Origin of the sequence: Modestobacter sp. VKM Ac-2979, assembly GCF_026967995.1 — a bacterium.
Taxonomy (GTDB): domain Bacteria; phylum Actinomycetota; class Actinomycetes; order Mycobacteriales; family Geodermatophilaceae; genus Modestobacter.
The window spans coordinates 16,864-33,185 of record NZ_JAPVBO010000010.1 but is presented as its reverse complement, the minus strand read 5'-3'; the positions used below and the strand labels follow the sequence as shown (position 1 = coordinate 33,185).

The window sequence follows — 16,322 nt, the reverse complement described above, 5'->3', positions numbered from 1 at the left end:
TCGGTCTAGACCGTGGGGACGGTCCCGCCGTCGATCACGTACTCCGCACCGACGATCGCCGACGCCTGGTCGGACACCAGGAAGCCCACGAGATCGGCGATCTCCTCCGTCCTCGCGAAACGGCCGAGAGGCACTCCGCCGAGGGAGTCGAGGATCTTCTCCTTCGCCCCCTCCCGGCTCAGGCCGTTCCCTTCCGCGATCCGGTCCACGAACCTCTCGTAGGCCTCGGTCTCGATCCCACCGGGACTGATCGCGTTGACCCGCACACCGTGCGGCGCGAGCTCGTTCGCCAGGCCCTTGCTGTACGTGCGCAACGCGGCTTTCGCAGCCGCGTACGCCAGAGACGCGTCGTACTGCGGCAGCTGCCGCTGGATGGACGTGAAGTGGAGCACGACACCGTGCCCGGACCGGATCATCGAGGGCAGCAGCGCTCGATCCAGCCGCACGGCGCCGAGGAAGTTGAGCTCCAGCTCGGTCGTCCACTGCTCATCCGTGATCGCCACGAACCCCCCGGACGGCGTGGAGGCACCTCCTACGACGTGCACGAGGACGTCGACACCACCGGCCTCCTCGATCCAAGACGCGACGAGCGCCGTGCCCTCGGCGGTCGAGGTGTCGGCCGCGATGAAGCGGTCCGGGAACTCGTACCCGTCGGGCATCGTCCGGGCCGTGACGTGCACATCGGCGCCGAGCTCGCGAAGCCGTTCAGCCACGGCCTTGCCCGATCCCTTCGACCCGCCAGTGACGAGCGCTCGACGCCCGTCCAGGCGCCCGCGATCCGAACTCCCCATCTCTGCTCCTTCGTCGTCGTTGCCAGTGGTGCACTCGGCCGAGGGGTCCTCGGACGAGCGTCGGACCATCCGTGGGGCTGGGCGGCGGCGAGTCCACCGCGCCCGGCCGAGGGGCGTTGCCGCAGCAACCGTCGGGCCCCCGCCCCCATGACGCCTTCTCGACCTCGCTCCGGGCCTGCTCGACGGCCGCCCGCGCGTCCTCGACGACCGCATCGGTTCCGGACCGCTCCGCCCCCTGAGCTGCGCGGAGGGCGGAGCGGCCCGCCGAGCGCCTCGGATCACTCGGTCGTCGCGCGGGCGGCCTCATCGATCAGCCGGGCGACGGTGTCGGGCCGGGAGACGGTCACGGCGTGCGAGGCGTCCACCTCGACGACGTGCGACGAGACGCGCTCGGCCATGAACCGCTGAGCCTCGGCCGGGACGGCGAGGTCCTGGAGCGTCACGAGAGTCCAGGACGGAATGGTCTTCCAGGCCGCCTTCGTCGCCTTGTCCGCCAGGGCTTCGGCGAGGATGGGCCGCTGGGTGACGGCCATCAGGTCGGCCACGTCCGCCGACACGTCCGCGGCGAAGACCGGCTGGAACTCCTCCTGCTCGATGTAGAGGTCCTCGACGGTCTGCCCCTGCTGGCCGCGGACCGGCACCGGGCGCAGCGCCGTCCCGAGCTCGTTGCCCGGGAACTTCCCGGCCAGCTCACCGGTGCTCTCCCCCTCGTCCAGCAGGAAGCTGGCGACGAACACCAGCGCCTTCACCCGCAGGTACCCGTCGGCAGCCTCGCTCATGACGCTGCCGCCGTAGGAGTGGCCGGCGAGGACGATCGGCCCGTCCACGCTGTCGAGGACGTCGCGCAGGTGGTCGGCGTCGCCCTGCAGTGAGCGGAGCGGGTTGGCCACCGCGATCACCGGATGGCCGTCGTCCCGGAGTCGGGCGATCACGCCGTTCCAGCTCGACGAGTCAGCGAAGGCCCCGTGGACGAGGACCACGGTGGGCCTTGCCCCGGTGCTGGCCCCGGTGCGGGTCCCGAGCGTGTTGCTGGTCATCGGTTCTCCCTCTCTGTCAGCGGGCGATCCCTTCGCCCGTCTGGGTGTTCACCAGGTGGAGTGACTTCTCCGGAGCCGGTCGTCACGGTGCGATGACGAGCTCCGCGATGGAGTCGCCGTCCATCGCGAAGCGGTAGCGCAGGTCGACGACGCCACCGGGGAAGTCGCCCACCAGGTGCTTGGTGGCGATCCAGTGCGCGCCGTCGGATCGCTCTGCAGCGACGAGGGCGCTGGTGTACGTGAACTCGGCCCCGGCCTTGGCCAGGAAGCGCCGGATCTCCGCGGTCCCGCGGTAGGTGAGGCCGTCGTCGACGACCACGGCGGTCGGCGTGAAGGCGCGCAGCGCGGTGTCCGCGTCGCCGGCGTCGTGCGCGGCGAGGTAGCCGCGGACCGTCTCCGGGAGCTGGTCGGGCCGGATGCTGGTCGGTGAGGTCATGGCCCCACGGTGCGGTCTCCCGATGCGGGAGGGTCAAGCGCTGGACTCTCCCCCGGGGAGAGGGGGCAGAGTGCACCCGTGCTTGCGATCGGCGAGTTCTCCCGGCTGACCCACCTCAGCGTGCGCACCCTGCGCCGCTACCACGACGCGGGCCTGCTCGAGCCCGCTGCGGTGGACGCCACGACCGGGTACCGCTACTACAGCGCGGACCAGATCCCGATCGCCCAGGTCATCCACCGGCTGCGGGAGCTCGACGTCCCGCTTCCCGACGTGCAGCGCATCCTGCGCTCCCCCGACCCGAGCACCCGGGCCACCCTCGTGGCCGACCACCTGCAGCGGCTCGAGGCGGAGCTCGATCGGACCCGCGCCGCGGTGGCATCGCTGCGCCGGCTGCTCCGGCCGGATCCGGCCCCGTTGGACGTCGAGCTCCGCGCGGTCCCGGCGACGACGGTCGCCGCGGTCGAGGACGACGTGGCGCACGAGGAGGTGCTCGGCTGGTACGCCGGCGCCATGGCCGAGCTGGACGCCGTGGTCCGCCAGCCGACCGGCGCTCCGGGCGGGCTCTACGACAACGCGCTGTTCGAGGACGGCCGCGGGCACCTCCTCGTCTACCGGCCGACGGCGGAACCGCCGCGCAGCGGCCGGGTGCACCCGGTCACCCTGCCGGCCGTCGAACTCGCCGTCACCACCCACGCCGGGGAGCACGACGACATCGACGTCACCTACGGCGAGCTCGGCACCTGGGTGGTGAGCAACGCGCTGGCCGTGGCCGGCCCGGTGCGGGAGACCTACCTCGTCGGGCCACGCGACACCCCCGACCCGGGCGCCTGGCGCACCGAGGTCGGCTGGCCGGTCTTCCGGATGGCACCGCCGGTTCCCCGTGGTCCCGGAGCCGTCGAGCGAGGAGCACGCACGTCGCCGTCCTCTCCCGGCGGCTGACGACGATCAGGGGGTCACTCGTCCACCGGGTGCGGCGCCGCGCCTGAGGAAACACCGGGACCCGTGGTGGTGTTCACCCGGTGTCGATGACGTCCGAGGGAAGAAGGCACACCGTGACCACCGAGACGACGATCCTCGCCGGCGGCTGCTTCTGGGGCGCGCAGGACCTGCTGCGCCAGCGCCCAGGGGTGCTCTCCAGCCGGGTCGGGTACTCCGGCGGCGACACCCCCAACGCCACGTACCGGAACCACGGCGATCACGCCGAGGCGGTCGAGATCGTCTTCGACCCCGAGGTGATCTCGTTCCGGGAGCTGCTGGAGTTCTTCTTCCAGATCCACGACCCGTCGACGAAGGACCGGCAGGGCAACGACGTGGGCCGGAGCTACCGCTCGGCGATCTACTACACCAGCGACGAGCAGAAGAGCGTCGCCCTGGACACGATCGCCGACGTCGACGTCTCGGGCATCTGGCCGGGCAAGGTCGTCACCGAGGTCGAGCCAGCCGGCGCGTTCTGGGAGGCCGAGGCAGAGCACCAGGACTACCTGCAGAGGATCCCCTTCGGCTACACGTGCCACTACGTGCGCCCCGACTGGGTGCTCCCGCGTCGCGAGGCGCAGGCCACCCGATGACCTGAGGGCCCGGTGCGACGACGGCGAGGGGGACGTCCTTTCCGGGGTGTCCCCCTCGACGCGTCTCCACCACCCCCGCGCCGGACCCGGACGTGACCGGTGGGACAACGGGGAGTCGTGGGGCGCGGCGCCACCACGGGTGCCGCCGCCGTGCGCACGATGGGGCATGCCCACCCGCCCGGACGCCGTCGCCGCGCTGCCGGTCGCGCCGGGCGTGTACCGCTTCCGGGACGGCAGCGGCCGCGTGCTGTACGTCGGGCGGGCCGGCGAGCTGCGCCGCCGGGTCAGCTCCTACTGGGGTGACCTGCGCGACCGCCGCCACCTACGGCGGATGGTGCCCCGGGTCGCCCGGATCGAGGCGCTGGTCTGCGACTCCGCGCACGAGGCGGCCTGGGCCGAACGCAACCTGCTCGAGCGGTCGCTGCCACCGTGGAACCGGATCGTCGGCGGACTGGAGGTGCCGGTCAGCATCTGCCTGGACCCCTCGCCGGAGGCGCCGCGCCTCGGCCTCGCTGCGACGCAGCGACCGGCACCGGGTGTCCGCTTCTTCGGGCCGTACCTGGGGGCCGGCAAGGTGCGGTTGGCCGTGTCCGGGCTCGAACGGCTGTACCCGCTCGGTCACGCCGGCCCGACCCGCACCGCCGGCGAGCGGGAGCTGGCCCGGGTCCGCGGCGGGCAGGCCCTCCCCGTCGCGCAGCTGGCGGGCGCCGTGGCGTCGGTGCTGGACCGTGAGCCGACGGCGGTCGCCGCTGCGCTGGCGGCCCTGACCGCCCGGCGCGACGCCGCGGCCGGGCTGCACGCGTTCGAGGCCGCCGCCCGGCTCCAGCAGGAGATCGAGGCGGTCGCGTGGGTGGTCGCGCCGCAGCGGGTCACCGCGCCCGGCGAGGAAGGCGACCAGGTGGTCACCGCCTGGGGGGACGACGTCCTGGTGCGGCTGCGGATCCGTGACGGCCGGCTGCGCGCCTGGGAGCAGGAGACCTGCTCCCAGGCGGTGCCCGGCACCCGGGCACCCGACGGCTGGGCGCCCTTCCTGCGTCGCAACGCAGAACTGGCCGCCCGGCTGGCGGCGCTGCCCGTCACGTGAGCTGCTCAGCCCGTCACGTGAGCTGCTCAGCTGAGCCGGGGCCCGAGGGCGTCAGTCGCCGTGCGGGTCGAGGTGGTTGAGGGTCGCGACGACGTGGTCGTAGTCGCCGCGCGCTTCGCCGAAACGGAGGAACTCGACGTTCTCCACCTGGATCTCGTGCGCGTCCGGCTGGGTCCGGATCAGCTCGGTGACCTCGTCGATGAAGTCGGCGAGGGGCATGGCGAACTCGCTCTCCTCCTGTCCCGGCAGCAACGCGGTGCGCACCGACGGCGGCTCGAGCTCGACCACCGCCACGCTGGTGCCCGACAGCTGGAGCCGGAGGGACTCGCTCAGCATGTGGATCGCGGCCTTCGTGGCGTTGTAGCTGGGCGTGGCCCGGAGCGGAGCGAACGCCAGCCCGGAGGAGACCGTCATGATCGTCGCGTCGGGCCGGGAGCGCAGGTGCTCGACGAACGCGCCGATGAGGCGGATCGGACCGAGCAGGTTGGTCGTGACCGTCTCCTCGGCCGAGGCCAGGAACCCGCTCGGGGTGGTCCAGTCCTCGACGCGCATGATCCCGGCCATCGTGACCAGCACGTTGAGCTCCGGGTGCTCGGCCAGGACCTGGGCGGCGGCGCGCTGGATGCTCACCGGGTCGGTGGTGTCGATCTGGACGGCGTGCAGCCCGGGGTGCTCGGCGGTGATCTGCTCCAGCAGCGCGGTGCGTCGCCCGCCGACGATGACGGTGTCGCCCTCCTCGCGCAGACGCAGCGCCAGGGCCAGGCCGATGCCGCTGGTCGCGCCGGGGATGAAGACGGTGTTCCCTGCGATGTCCATGCCCTCAGCGTCAGCCGAGTCCGGGTGGCGTGGCAGAGCGCGGTGATCGGGGGATCGCCGATCCCTGGCTGCGGCAGGCGCGGAGCGGTGACACTGGTCCGGTGAACCGGGACGACCTCGCCGACTTCCTCGTCCGGCGCCGCAGTGGCCTCCAGCCCGCGGACGTGGGGCTGGGGGCAGGCCAGCGCCGGCGCACCCCCGGGCTCCGGCGGGAGGAGGTGGCGCAGCTCGCCGCGATGTCGACCGACTACTACACGCGTCTGGAGCAGCGGCGCGGGCCGCAGCCGAGCACGCAGATGCTCGCCTCGCTCGCCCGGGCGCTCCGGCTGACCGCGGACGAACGCGCCTACCTCTACCGGGTCGCCGGACACGATGCTCCCGACCCGATCGGCGGGAGCGACCACATCGCTCCCGGGCTGCTGCGCGTCCTCGACCGGCTCACCGACACCCCCGCGCTCATCCTGTCCGCGCTGGGCGAGACGCTGGTGCAGAACGACCCGGCCCGTGCCCTGTTCGGGGACGTCAGCCACCTGACCGGCCTGGAACGCAGCGGCATCTACCGCTGGTTCGTGAACCCCGAGCAGGAACGGGGGCGCTACCCGGAGGCCGACCGCGACCGGCAGAGCCGCGCCCAGGTGGCCTCGCTGCGTGCCGCGTACGGGTCGATGGGAGCGGCTTCGCGAGCCGGCGAGCTGGTCCAGGTGCTCACCCGCACGAGCCCCGAGTTCTCGCGACTGTGGGACGCCCACGAGGTGGGCCGACGGTTCGAGGACCACAAGGTCCTCCTGCACCCCGAGGTCGGTCCCATCGAGGTCGACTGCCAGGCGCTGTTCACCGAGGACGAGTCCCAGGTGCTGCTCGTGCTCACCGCGCCTCCGGGAACCGAGGCCGCGAGCAGACTCGCACTCCTCGCCGTCCTCGGCACGCAGGCCTTCGCGCCAGAGCCCTAGACCGGGTCGTGGCGTCGTTCCGGTGGGGCCACCGGGCTACGGGCCGGGTGAGGGCGCGTGCCCCTCACGAGACCGTGTCGCCGTCCCAGGCACGGCAGGTGCCACGCGCCCGACTGGAGATGCGTCAGCCCAGGTCGAAGGGACAGCCGGCCCCGATCCCGACCTCGCACCGGGCCGTCCCCGTCGACGAGAGTGCATCCACCTCGCTGCCGCGGTGGTCGAGTCGCGTCGAAGGCGAGCGGGGACACCAGCGAGTCGAGGATGCACACGCGAGGATCCCGATCGGCAGATGAGCGACTCGATCCGCCAGCCGTCCCTCGGACCCGTGAGAGTCTGCGGCCGCCGTCCTACTGGATGAACCGGGTGGCTGCGCCGATCTCTGCAGCCACCCGGTCCTTCCTGCTCTCCCAACGCGCCATGCGGTCGTCGCCACCTGACTGGCCACCCCGCACTTCGTGATCGACGACCGTGCCAGTCGACCTATGCGGCTGACGGCAACTCGCCGGGCGCGGTGGGGAAGGGGCGGCTCGGCTCGACGAACCTCCGTCGGGAACTCGGGGTGAACAGGCGTCCCCAGCCGTAGTAGTCATCGAGCAGGTCCTTGCGCAGAAGCGCCGGATGAGCCCGGACGAACTCCTCGGACGACATCGGCTGTTCGATCTGGCTGGCGACGATCTTCGTCCAGGCGACCGTCCGGGTGATGTGGACGAAGCTCCCACTCAGCCCGAAGTTCGACGCGAGGCCGCGGATGCCCGCGAGCATCCTGTCCTTCGCCTCCTCGGGTCCGTACTCGAGGATGAGCAGGTACACCACGCGGACGTGGTACTCGTGAGGGAAGTGGGTCAGTGTGCTCGACTCGAAGCCCTCGAGCAGATCGTGGTCGTTCATGATCAGGACACCCCGGCAATCTGGTTCAGTGAGAGGTCCCACAGCCGCGCCGCGGCATCGGGGTCGGTTGCCCAACGACGAACTCCCTGACCAGGCGGTGCGGTCGTGTCGTCATCCGGCAGATCGGTCGCTTCCTGCCCGTCCTCGACGTAGTGGCCGCCGTGCACACCGAACTCGGGAGCCAGTGCAGCTACCAGCGTGGAGGCGGCGCCCTGCTGGGCGGTCTTGTACGAGAAGGTGCCTGCCTCTTCGAGGCGGTCGAACTCCGCGGCCTGCTCGTGGGTCAGATGTCGCTGGAGCCCGGTGTTGATGGCGCCAGGGTTGACCGAGTTCGCGACGATGCCGTCATCTCGCCAACGCCGGGTCGCCTCGACGGCGAAGAGCGCGTTCGCAGTCTTCGATTGGCCGTATGCGGCCATCGGGTCGTACGGCCGAGCTCCGTAGTGCACGTCGTCGAAGACGACCGGCGACATCACGTGTGCGGTGGACGTCAGCGCCACGATCCGCGACTCTCCGTGCGCGCTGGCTCCGCGAGCCAGTGCATCGCGGAGTTGTAGCGCGAGACGGAAGTGTCCGAGGTGGTTGGTGCCGAAGTGCATCTCCCACCCCTCCGTTGTCCGCGCCAGCGGAGAGCCCATCACCGCGGCGTTGTTGATCAGGTAGTGCAGCGGCCGGTTCCAGTTGTCGACGAACCGCTGGATGGAAGCGCCGTCGGTCAGTTCGACCACGGCAACGGTGACGTCCCGGTTGCCGGTGGTCCTGATGATGTCCTCGGCTGCGACTCGTCCCCTGGCGCTGTCGCGGACAGCGAGAGTCACCGCACTGCCGGCACGGGCCAACGAACGTGCCGTCTCGATCCCGAGTCCCGAGGATGCTCCCGTCACGATCGCCGCCGTGCCGGTCAGATCGCGACCAGCAACCACGTCGTCCGCGGTGCTCGCCGCATCGAAGTCGGTCCTGATCCTCGCGTCAGTTCTCATCTCTCTCCCCTTTCGGAGGTGAAGCGGACGCTGCGTCCGCTTACAGGGTCAAGGTACGACACAACCGGACGCTGCGTCCACTTCGATCGCGAAATTGCTAAGCTGACGTCATGACCGCCCCGACACCCGCGGTACGAGCCGACGCCGCCCGCAACCGCGAGGCGCTGCTCCGGGCAGCGCGGGACGAGTACGACAAGGGAGACGGCACCCTGCGCATGCACGCGATCGCACGTCAGGCTGGAGTGGGTGTGGGCACCATGTACCGCCACTTCCCCACCCGCGACGATCTTCTCGAGGCGCTGGCCATGGACCAGTTCGCGGAGATCGTGGGCATCGCCGAGCGTGCGGCGGTCACGGCCGCAGCCGATCCCGATCAGGCGGTACGAAGCTTCCTGCTCGAGATCCTGCACCTGAGATGCGACCCGGGCCTGACTCGCCTGCTGATCTCGGGGACACGCCCGAGCGCCGATGGGCAAGGCTTCATGGAACGGTTCCAGCGCTCAACGCACACCCTGGTCGACACCGCTCACGCGTCCGGCTGGCTCAGGCCGGCGATCAGCACCGAGCAGTTCGTGACCATGCTGTACGGCGCGATGCTCTCCGCCCGCGAGACGGGCCAGATCGCCGCCCTCGCGCCGCTCTACGCCGAGGTCCTCGCCGCCGGGATGAAGACCCCTTCTCCCTGACCCGACCGAGCTGAGCGGACTCGCGGCCAACGCCGGAGGCTGGATCCCCAGTGCCGCCGCACTCCGGCAGCGAGAACGGGGCCGACCGGTCCGTGACCGGACGGCCCTGGGCGAGGTTGCCGCTGTCGGGCCGGCGACCCCATGCCCGACCGGGTTCACTGCGCGGACGAGTAGGACGCCAGACCGTCCGCCATCTTCTGCATCACCGCGCGCATGATGCGACGCATCAGCCACCGGGTGCCCCAGCGAGCGGTGTAGCTGCCTGACCACCGGATGACCGTTCCCCCGGAGGACGTCTCGTCCAGTTCGATCACCGCGGCGTAGTCGGAGATGAAGGCATTGCGCGCTCCCTCGTAGGCGAAACGCCGGGGAGGGTCGAGAGCGGTGATGCGCTCGATCGTGACGACCTTGCCGGTGCGGAAGGCTCGGGTGGCGCCGACGCCCATGGACCTGACCCCGACCCCCATCTCGCCGGGACCCTATGCCGCGAGGCCTCGAGCCTGAGGGACTCCGACTCCTCGCGGCAGCGGGTGAGGTCGTTCATCGTTCTGGCACCGGTGGCACCTCAGCACCGGCGCCAGCGGGGGCCGGCCGCCGCACGATGGCGGGACGCCACCACATGGGCCTACGAGCGCAACCACCGCACCGCGTGGACCACGCGTCGCGGGAGGGAGATGGTCCGGCCCTCAGGCGCTGCCCTGCGCTGCCAACACCCGGGCGGCCTCGCGTTCGGCCTCGGTGTTGGCCACACCCGCCCGGGAGCCGGCGAGCTTGGCGCGGATGTGCTCCCCCACGGTGATCGGCGAGTACGGCGACCCGTCGCCCACGCAGGTCGGCAGCGTCTCGATGACGGCGTCGATGTTGCCGTCGTGGAAGAACGCCGCGCTGCGCCGCCGCTGGATGCTGCCGTCCACGATCGGCGGCTTGACCCGGTGCAGGGTCGACATCCAGCGCTCGTTCGTCCACCGCGCCATCAGGTCACCCAGGTTGATCAGCAGCGCACCGTCGGCCGGCTGGACGTCGTGCCAGGCCCCGTCGCGCCCCAGCACCTGCAGCCCCGCGACCTGGTCGGCCCAGAGCACGGTGACGATGCCGTAGTCCGTGTGCTCCCCCATGCCGGTCAGATCGCCGTCGAGTTCGAGCGCGCCGGGCTCCAGGGCGTAGTTGTTCATCCTCAGCACGTCGAGGCTGTGGTCGGTGTAGCGCTCGAAGAAGCCGTCCGGCAGGCCGAGCGCGTCGGCGAACATCGTCGTCAGGGTCCGCGCCACCCGGGAGGCCTCGTCGGAGTAGGCGGAGACGGCACCGCGGAACGACGAGGCCTCGGCCGGCCAGACGTTCTCCGGGTAGTCGGCCTCGGGCAGGTCGAGTCCCGGGAAGTCCGACACCGCAGCCCCGACGTTGAACGCCTCGAAGAAGTCGTGCATGCGGTTGGACGGCGCGAGCCCGAGGCTGAGGCTGAGCGACTCCGTCTTGGGAGGGGCGTAGCCCCGGTTGATCTCCGGCGGCGTCCGGTACTGCTCCTTGACCTCCAGCGGGAGGAGGAAGAACTCGTCGAGGGCGGCCGCGAAGGCGTCGGTGACGGCGGTCGGGATGCCGTGACCGAGCACCTGGACGAAGCCCACGGTGCGGGCCGCCTCGTCGAAGGCCGCCGCCGTGGCTGCGCGCTCCTCCGGGGTGCCGGCGCCGACGTACGGCGAGATGTCGACGGTCGGGACGTGGAACGCGGTGGTCATGCTCGGCCCTTCGGGACGGGTGGGGGTGCATCGGGGGTGGTGGACACGACGGCCTCGACCCGCGCGAGCAGGCCGGCCTTGTCCGTCTCGTCGAGCCAGCAGGCCTCGACGGCGTTGCGGGTGAACGCGGCGAGCTGGTCGCGGCGGTAGCCGAGAGCGTGCGCGAGCACGCGGTAGTCGTGGGTCGGGTCGGTGCCGAACATCGGTGGGTCGTCGCTGTCGATGGTCACGCAGAGCCCGGCGTCGACCATCTCCGCGATCCGGCGGTGGCTGCCGTCCCCGCTGCCGGAGTAGCGACCGATGTCGGAGCTGACCGGGGTGCAGGTGAACGGCACCCGCTCCGCCACGCACCGCGCGGTGAGGACCGGGTCGTCCACCACGTGGTAGCCGTGGTCGACCCGGCTGCAGCCGAGCTGGTCGAGCAGGACCTCGACGTGCTGCGGCGGGCCGGACTCCGAGTGCGCCGTCCGCTGCAGGCCGTGCCGCGCCGCCAGCCGGTAGGCGTCGACGAAACGGCCCGGCGGCCCGTTGACCTCTGCGTAGTCGAGCCCGATGCCGAGCACCTCGTCGGCGCGGTGCTCCACCACCTGCTCGACCAGCTCGACGGCGGCGGCGCCGCTGCGCTCCCGGCAGAGGCCGACCAGGAAGGCGGCCCGGACGCCGGTGTCGGTCTCCGCGTCCCGGGCTCCGGCGAGGACGCCCTCCAGGATCCGGCGGTACGGCACCCCGGGGTGGCCCGGCGGGCTCAGGTGCACCTCCCGGTAGAGCACTCCGTGGTCTGCGCCACCGGCGGTCAGGGACTCGTAGGTGACCCTGCGGAAGTCGTCGACGTCGCGGATCAGCGAGCCGACCACGTCCAGCACGCGGAGGAACTCACCGAGGTCGGCGTAGCTGTGGTGGTCGTACAGCTCCTCTGCGGACCGGCCGAGGGCGACGCCGTGCTTCCGGGCGAGGTCGATCACCGTCTGCGGGGCCACGCTGCCGATGAGATGGCAGTGCAGGCTGATCTTCGGCAGGGCGGCGACCATCGCGTCGATGGCCGGGTCGGCCGGTACGGGCGTGGAGTGCACCCTGGTCGCGAGGCTCACCGCTGACCCACCGCGCGCCCGAACCGGCTGAGCACCGCCGTCTCCAGCAGTTGGGCGAGGAGGTAGAGCAGCAGCGCGGTCAGGGTGATGGCCACGACCAGCGCCCAGACGCGGGTGTTCTGCGAACGGTTGGCGGCGGACACGACGGCGTAACCGATGCCCTTCCCGGTCGCCAGCCACTCGGCGAGGAGCGCGCCGGTCAGGGCACCGGGCACCGCGATCCGCACGGAGGCGAAGAGCGCGGGCAGCGCGGACGGGAACCCCACCTTGAGCAGCACGGTCGACGGCGACCCGCCGTAGACGAGCACCAGGTCCCGCATCTGCGGGGTGACCGAGCGCAGCCCCGCCACGATGTTCACCAGGGCTGGGAAGAGGACGACGATCGCGCTCATCAGTGCGACGACGGCGTAGCCGCGGCCGACGAGCAGGATCAGGATGGGCGCCAGCGCGATGAGCGGGACGGTCTGCAGCACCACCGCGGCCGGCATCACCGCCCCCTCGAGCAGCTTGTACCGGACGACGACCGCCGCCAGCACGATCGCGGTCAGCATGCCGGCGGCGAACCCGACGGCGGCGTCGATCAACGTCTGCTGCAACAGCGTCCAGATCTCCGCGCGCAGCTCCGCCGAGTCCGCGTCCCCGAAGAGACTGGTCCACACCTCCGCCGGGGTCTTGCCGACGTACGTCGAGACGTCCCAGACCCGCAGCGCGGCGATCCAGAGGAGCACCACCACACCCAGCACGAGCACGGTGGTGGCCACCTGGCGGAACACGGAGCGCAGCAGCGACCCGGTCCCGCCGGTGACCCGGTCGGTACCGGGCAGCATCGTGCTCACGACGCCGCTCCCTTCGACCACGGCGTGACCACCCGGCCGACCAGACCCAGGACGGCGTAGACCGTCCCGGCCATCAGCGCGCAGCCGATCCCCACCGCCCACGCCTGCTCGACGTCGACGTTCTGCTGGGCGATCTTGAGGATGAGCGCGACGCCGCGCTGCACTCCCCCGACGTACTCGCCGAGGATCGCGCCGAGGAACGCAGCCGGCGCGCCGATCCGCATGGCGGCGAGGATCGAGGGCAGGGCCGAGATCAGCTGCACCTTCTGCAGCTGCCGGACCCGGCCGCCACCGAAGACCCGCACCACGTCGAGGCTGGCCCGATCGGCGGAGCGGAGCCCGAGCACGGTGCCGACGACGGTGGTGAAGAAGACCGCCAGGGCGGCGAGGGCGGTGGCGGTGCCGGAGCGCTCCCCCTCGTCCGGGTTGCCGATGACGATGAACAGCACCGGTGCGATGGCGACCAGGGGCACGCAGTAGCTCATCACCGCCACCTGCATCAGGACCGGCTCGGCGACGGGGAACAGCAGCACCAGGGAGGCGACGACGAGGCCGGCCAGGGTGCCGTAGAGGAAGCCGACCGAGGCCTCCTGGAGCGTCATCCCGAAGTGCAGCGACCAGAAGCCCCAGCCGGCCTCGACCGCGGTGGTGAGCACGCCGTCCGGGGTCGGCACCCGGGCGCCGGACAGCACGGTGAGCGCGGCCAGCCACCACACGGCGACCAACGCGAGGATGCCGACCGCGCCCGTGCGCAGGGAGCGGATGGACTCTCGCGAGAGGTGCACGCTCAGACCTCACCCGGCACGGCGGACGCCCCGCCGAACAGCAGCTCCGAGGCCCGGTCGTGCAGGGCGTGGAACTCCGGTGTCCGCATCAGGTCGGGGGTCCGCGGTCGGGGCAGGTCGACCTGCAGGACCTCCTGCACCCGCCCGGGGCGCGCGCTCATCACGGCGACCTGGTCGGAGAGGAAGACCGCCTCCGAGATGCTGTGGGTGACCATCAGCGTGGTCGCCGGCTTCTCCGTCCAGATCCGCAGCAGCTCCACGTTGAGCCGCTGGCGTGTCATGTCGTCCAGCGCGCCGAACGGCTCGTCGAGCAGCAGGACCGACGGGGTGACGACGAGGGCCCGGGCGATCGACACGCGCTGGCGCATGCCGCCCGACAGCTGGGCCGGCTTCGCTTTCTCGAAGCCCCCGAGGCCGACCAGCTCGATCAGCTCGGCCACCAGCGCGTCGTCCGGCTTCTGCCCCGAGACCTCGAAGGGCAGCCGGATGTTGGACAGCACCGACCGCCACGGCAGCAGGGCGGAGTTCTGGAAGGCGATCCCCAGCTCGTTCCCGCGGCGGAGCTGCAGCGGCGTCCGGCCCTCCACGAGCGCCGAGCCGGACGTCGGCTCCTCCAACCCCGCGAGGATCCGCAGGATCGTGGACTTGCCGCAGCCGGACGGGCCGAGCAGCGACAGGAAGCTGCCCTTGTCCGTCCACAAGGTGGCGTCCTCCAGGGCGGCCACCGTCCGGCGACCGACCCGGAAGGTCTTGCTCAGGTGGTCGATCCGCACGCCGGTGCCGATCGAGGGAGCTGTTCCCCCGGCACCGGCACTCGTCGACGCCTCTGCGACCTGGGCCATGTCGAACCTCTCCGTCGCGTCCGGCCGGGTCAGGAGGGCAGCTCGGTGAGCTCGGGCTTCTCCTCGAGCAGCTCCTCGAGCAGCGACAGGTCGAAGAGGTCGGCGGCCTCGAGGTCGATGCCGGCCGCCTCGAGCGTGGTCATGTTCTGCTCGATCAGCTCGTCGGAGATGGTGAACAGGCCGTTCGCCTCGACGTCGGGTGTGACGATCAGGCCGGCCTGCACCGCCGACTGCTCGAGCTCCTTCTCCATGTCCAGCTGCAGGTCACTGCCGTACTCCTCGACCGCCATCCGCGCGCCCTCGGCGGGGTCGGCGAGCGCGTCCTGCCAGCCGAGGATCTCCGCCTCGAGGAACGCCTTCACCTTCTCCGGCTCCTCCGCGATCATGCGGTCGGTGGTGATGACCGACTCGGCGACGAAGGGCAGCCCGTTGTCGGCGAAGGGCAGGTTGGTCACCTCGATGCCGAGCGACTGGACGGTGATGGACTCGTTGGTCAGGTAGGCCAGGAAGCCGTCGACCTCGCCGTCGACGAGCGGTGCCGGGTCGTACTCGACGGGGACCTTCTGCACGTCGGCCGGGTCGATGCCGTTCACCTCGAGCAGTGCGTCGAAGAGGGTCTCGTTGCCGCCGGCCTGCACGCCGATCGTCTTGCCGACCAGGTCCTGCGGTGTCGCGATGTTCCCACCGTCCGCGCGCGAGAGGATCGTGAACGGGTTCTTCTGGAACTTGGTGCCCACGATCTTGAGCGGCGCGTCCTCCTCGGCGATGACCTGGGCGGCGGAGACGGCGTTGCTGAGGCCGAAGTCGGCGTCCTCGGTGGCGACGAGCGTCTCGATGGCGCCCGGACCGGGGTCCATCGTCACCGAGCCGAACCCGGCGTCCTGGTAGTAGCCCTGGCTGTCGGCGAAGAACTCACCGGCGAACTCGGCGTTCTTGATCCACGACAACTGGAGCGTGAGGTCGCCGAGGTCACCCTCCCCGCCGCTGGCGGCTGCGGACTCGCCGTCGTCGGACCCGCATGCGGTGAGAACGAGCGCGGCGGCGGTCAGCAGTGCTCCGGTGCGCACGGTGCGGTGGCGGAAGGTCATGAGGTGCTCCGTATCTCAGCCACACCCTCGGCGGGGTGGGGGTGCCGTCCCGGCATGGGGTCGGGCTGAAGCTAGGAGCGGGTCGTTTCGCCGTTCAGCCTCTGGTGTTTCGCGTCGGTTAACCCGCTCGCCCAGCGGCGGATGCGCTGGGCGGCCCGATCCTCGTCTTGCTCGTGCAACGAGTCCCCATGGGCTGACCGGCCGGGAGCATGTCGTTGAGCGATCGTCGCGCGGGACGCGGGCGAGGGTGCGCGTGGAAGATCGAGGACCATCTCAAGGACGGCGGCTTCCGCGTAGCGCTTGCCGGGGACGGGATGCCAGCCCTCGAGTGCAGGTGGGCAACCGGGTGGGCACTTGGTGAGCCGGCGACCTGCAGCTCTGCGTTCCGGGCCCTGGCGGCCCCTGCCCGCTTACCGAGACATGATCCGGCGCCACGGGGCATCGGGCGGCGACCGCATGGCCCGCTGTTCCGAGCACCCGGGGCCGGTACGGGGCAGGTGCGCATCCGCGACGCTGCGACGACGTGCAGGTCGGCGATGCGGTCATCGGCTCCCTCGCGATCATCGGCCTGATCACGCCCCGCGAGCGCTCGTCGACCAAGCAGGTGGCGGCCAGCAGGCGGGCCTCCGGCGGGAGCGACGGGTTCCGCGCAGCTGCTCCGTGTCCTCGCGATCGTCCACCCGGCAAACAGTTCGGCCAGTGGAACGGCGCTCA

At 71.4% G+C, this 16,322-nt stretch carries 18 protein-coding genes; 5 read left to right on the top strand and 13 right to left on the bottom strand.

The genetic code is table 11. From position 1 onward, the window contains the following. Positions 1-5 precede the first annotated feature (5 nt). The 3 genes from O2W15_RS23680 to O2W15_RS23670 form a co-directional block, all read right to left on the bottom strand. Positions 6-791 (bottom strand): SDR family oxidoreductase, encoded by a 786-nt coding sequence (locus tag O2W15_RS23680; RefSeq protein ID WP_269181241.1) that lies wholly within the window; start codon positions 789-791, stop codon positions 6-8. 278 nt (positions 792-1,069) lie between these two features. Next, on the bottom strand, positions 1,070-1,828 hold the full coding sequence (locus O2W15_RS23675; protein WP_269181240.1) for an alpha/beta fold hydrolase: 759 nt from the start codon (positions 1,826-1,828) through the stop codon (positions 1,070-1,072). An 82-nt stretch (positions 1,829-1,910) separates the two neighbouring features. Next, positions 1,911-2,264, bottom strand: a complete 354-nt coding sequence (locus O2W15_RS23670; RefSeq protein WP_269181239.1) for a nuclear transport factor 2 family protein — start codon at positions 2,262-2,264, stop codon at positions 1,911-1,913. 78 nt (positions 2,265-2,342) lie between these two features. On the opposite strand from O2W15_RS23670, the gene O2W15_RS23665 reads away from it, so the two are divergent. From O2W15_RS23665 to O2W15_RS23655, 3 genes are all read left to right on the top strand, one after another. Then, entirely contained in the window at positions 2,343-3,203 is an 861-nt protein-coding gene (locus O2W15_RS23665; protein ID WP_269181238.1) for a MerR family transcriptional regulator, read from the top strand. 113 nt (positions 3,204-3,316) lie between these two features. Continuing rightward, positions 3,317-3,832 carry a peptide-methionine (S)-S-oxide reductase MsrA gene (gene msrA / locus O2W15_RS23660; RefSeq protein ID WP_269165083.1) on the top strand — a complete coding sequence of 172 codons (516 nt, stop codon included), beginning with the start codon at positions 3,317-3,319 and terminating at the stop codon, positions 3,830-3,832. Between the two features lie 166 nt (positions 3,833-3,998). Then, positions 3,999-4,916 carry a hypothetical protein gene (locus O2W15_RS23655; RefSeq protein WP_269165084.1) on the top strand — a complete coding sequence of 306 codons (918 nt, stop codon included), beginning with the start codon at positions 3,999-4,001 and terminating at the stop codon, positions 4,914-4,916. A 51-nt stretch (positions 4,917-4,967) separates the two neighbouring features. Here O2W15_RS23655 and O2W15_RS23650 read toward each other — a convergent pair whose 3' ends face one another. Continuing rightward, positions 4,968-5,732 carry an SDR family oxidoreductase gene (locus O2W15_RS23650; protein ID WP_269181237.1) on the bottom strand — a complete coding sequence of 255 codons (765 nt, stop codon included), beginning with the start codon at positions 5,730-5,732 and terminating at the stop codon, positions 4,968-4,970. 101 nt (positions 5,733-5,833) lie between these two features. Between O2W15_RS23650 and O2W15_RS23645 the strand changes: the two genes are divergently transcribed. Then, positions 5,834-6,682 (top strand): helix-turn-helix transcriptional regulator, encoded by an 849-nt coding sequence (locus tag O2W15_RS23645; RefSeq protein ID WP_269181236.1) that lies wholly within the window; start codon positions 5,834-5,836, stop codon positions 6,680-6,682. Between the two features lie 480 nt (positions 6,683-7,162). On the opposite strand, the gene O2W15_RS23640 is transcribed toward O2W15_RS23645, so the two are convergent. Both O2W15_RS23640 and O2W15_RS23635 read right to left on the bottom strand, forming a co-directional pair. After that, positions 7,163-7,570, bottom strand: coding sequence for a hypothetical protein (locus O2W15_RS23640; protein ID WP_269181235.1), 408 nt, complete (start codon positions 7,568-7,570; stop codon positions 7,163-7,165). Positions 7,571-7,572: 2 nt separating this feature from the next. Beyond that, positions 7,573-8,550: an SDR family NAD(P)-dependent oxidoreductase gene (locus O2W15_RS23635; protein ID WP_269181234.1), complete on the bottom strand. Its 978-nt coding sequence runs from the start codon at positions 8,548-8,550 to the stop codon at positions 7,573-7,575. Between the two features lie 110 nt (positions 8,551-8,660). Between O2W15_RS23635 and O2W15_RS23630 the strand changes: the two genes are divergently transcribed. Beyond that, the gene (locus tag O2W15_RS23630) at positions 8,661-9,236 is read left to right on the top strand and encodes a TetR/AcrR family transcriptional regulator (RefSeq protein WP_269181233.1); all 576 of its coding nucleotides are present in this window, start codon (positions 8,661-8,663) and stop codon (positions 9,234-9,236) included. Positions 9,237-9,391: 155 nt separating this feature from the next. Here the strand turns inward: O2W15_RS23630 and O2W15_RS23625 are convergent, their stop codons facing one another. The 7 genes from O2W15_RS23625 to O2W15_RS23595 form a co-directional block, all read right to left on the bottom strand. Continuing rightward, positions 9,392-9,682 carry an SRPBCC family protein gene (locus tag O2W15_RS23625; RefSeq protein ID WP_269165090.1) on the bottom strand — a complete coding sequence of 97 codons (291 nt, stop codon included), beginning with the start codon at positions 9,680-9,682 and terminating at the stop codon, positions 9,392-9,394. Positions 9,683-9,922: 240 nt separating this feature from the next. Beyond that, complete coding sequence (locus tag O2W15_RS23620; protein WP_269181232.1) at positions 9,923-10,969, bottom strand: isopenicillin N synthase family dioxygenase; 1,047 nt, start codon at positions 10,967-10,969, stop codon at positions 9,923-9,925. Next, positions 10,966-12,057, bottom strand: a complete 1,092-nt coding sequence (add, locus tag O2W15_RS23615) for an adenosine deaminase (protein WP_269181231.1) — start codon at positions 12,055-12,057, stop codon at positions 10,966-10,968. The genes O2W15_RS23620 and add overlap by 4 nt, the downstream gene beginning before the upstream one ends. Then, positions 12,054-12,884, bottom strand: coding sequence for an ABC transporter permease (locus O2W15_RS23610; protein WP_269181279.1), 831 nt, complete (start codon positions 12,882-12,884; stop codon positions 12,054-12,056). The genes add and O2W15_RS23610 overlap by 4 nt, the downstream gene beginning before the upstream one ends. 5 nt (positions 12,885-12,889) lie before the next feature. Beyond that, entirely contained in the window at positions 12,890-13,678 is a 789-nt protein-coding gene (locus tag O2W15_RS23605) for an ABC transporter permease (RefSeq protein WP_269165093.1), read from the bottom strand. Between the two features lie 2 nt (positions 13,679-13,680). Then, positions 13,681-14,520 carry an ABC transporter ATP-binding protein gene (locus O2W15_RS23600; RefSeq protein ID WP_269181230.1) on the bottom strand — a complete coding sequence of 280 codons (840 nt, stop codon included), beginning with the start codon at positions 14,518-14,520 and terminating at the stop codon, positions 13,681-13,683. 29 nt (positions 14,521-14,549) lie between these two features. Then, positions 14,550-15,608 carry an ABC transporter substrate-binding protein gene (locus tag O2W15_RS23595; RefSeq protein ID WP_269181229.1) on the bottom strand — a complete coding sequence of 353 codons (1,059 nt, stop codon included), beginning with the start codon at positions 15,606-15,608 and terminating at the stop codon, positions 14,550-14,552. Positions 15,609-16,322: the final 714 nt, after the last annotated feature.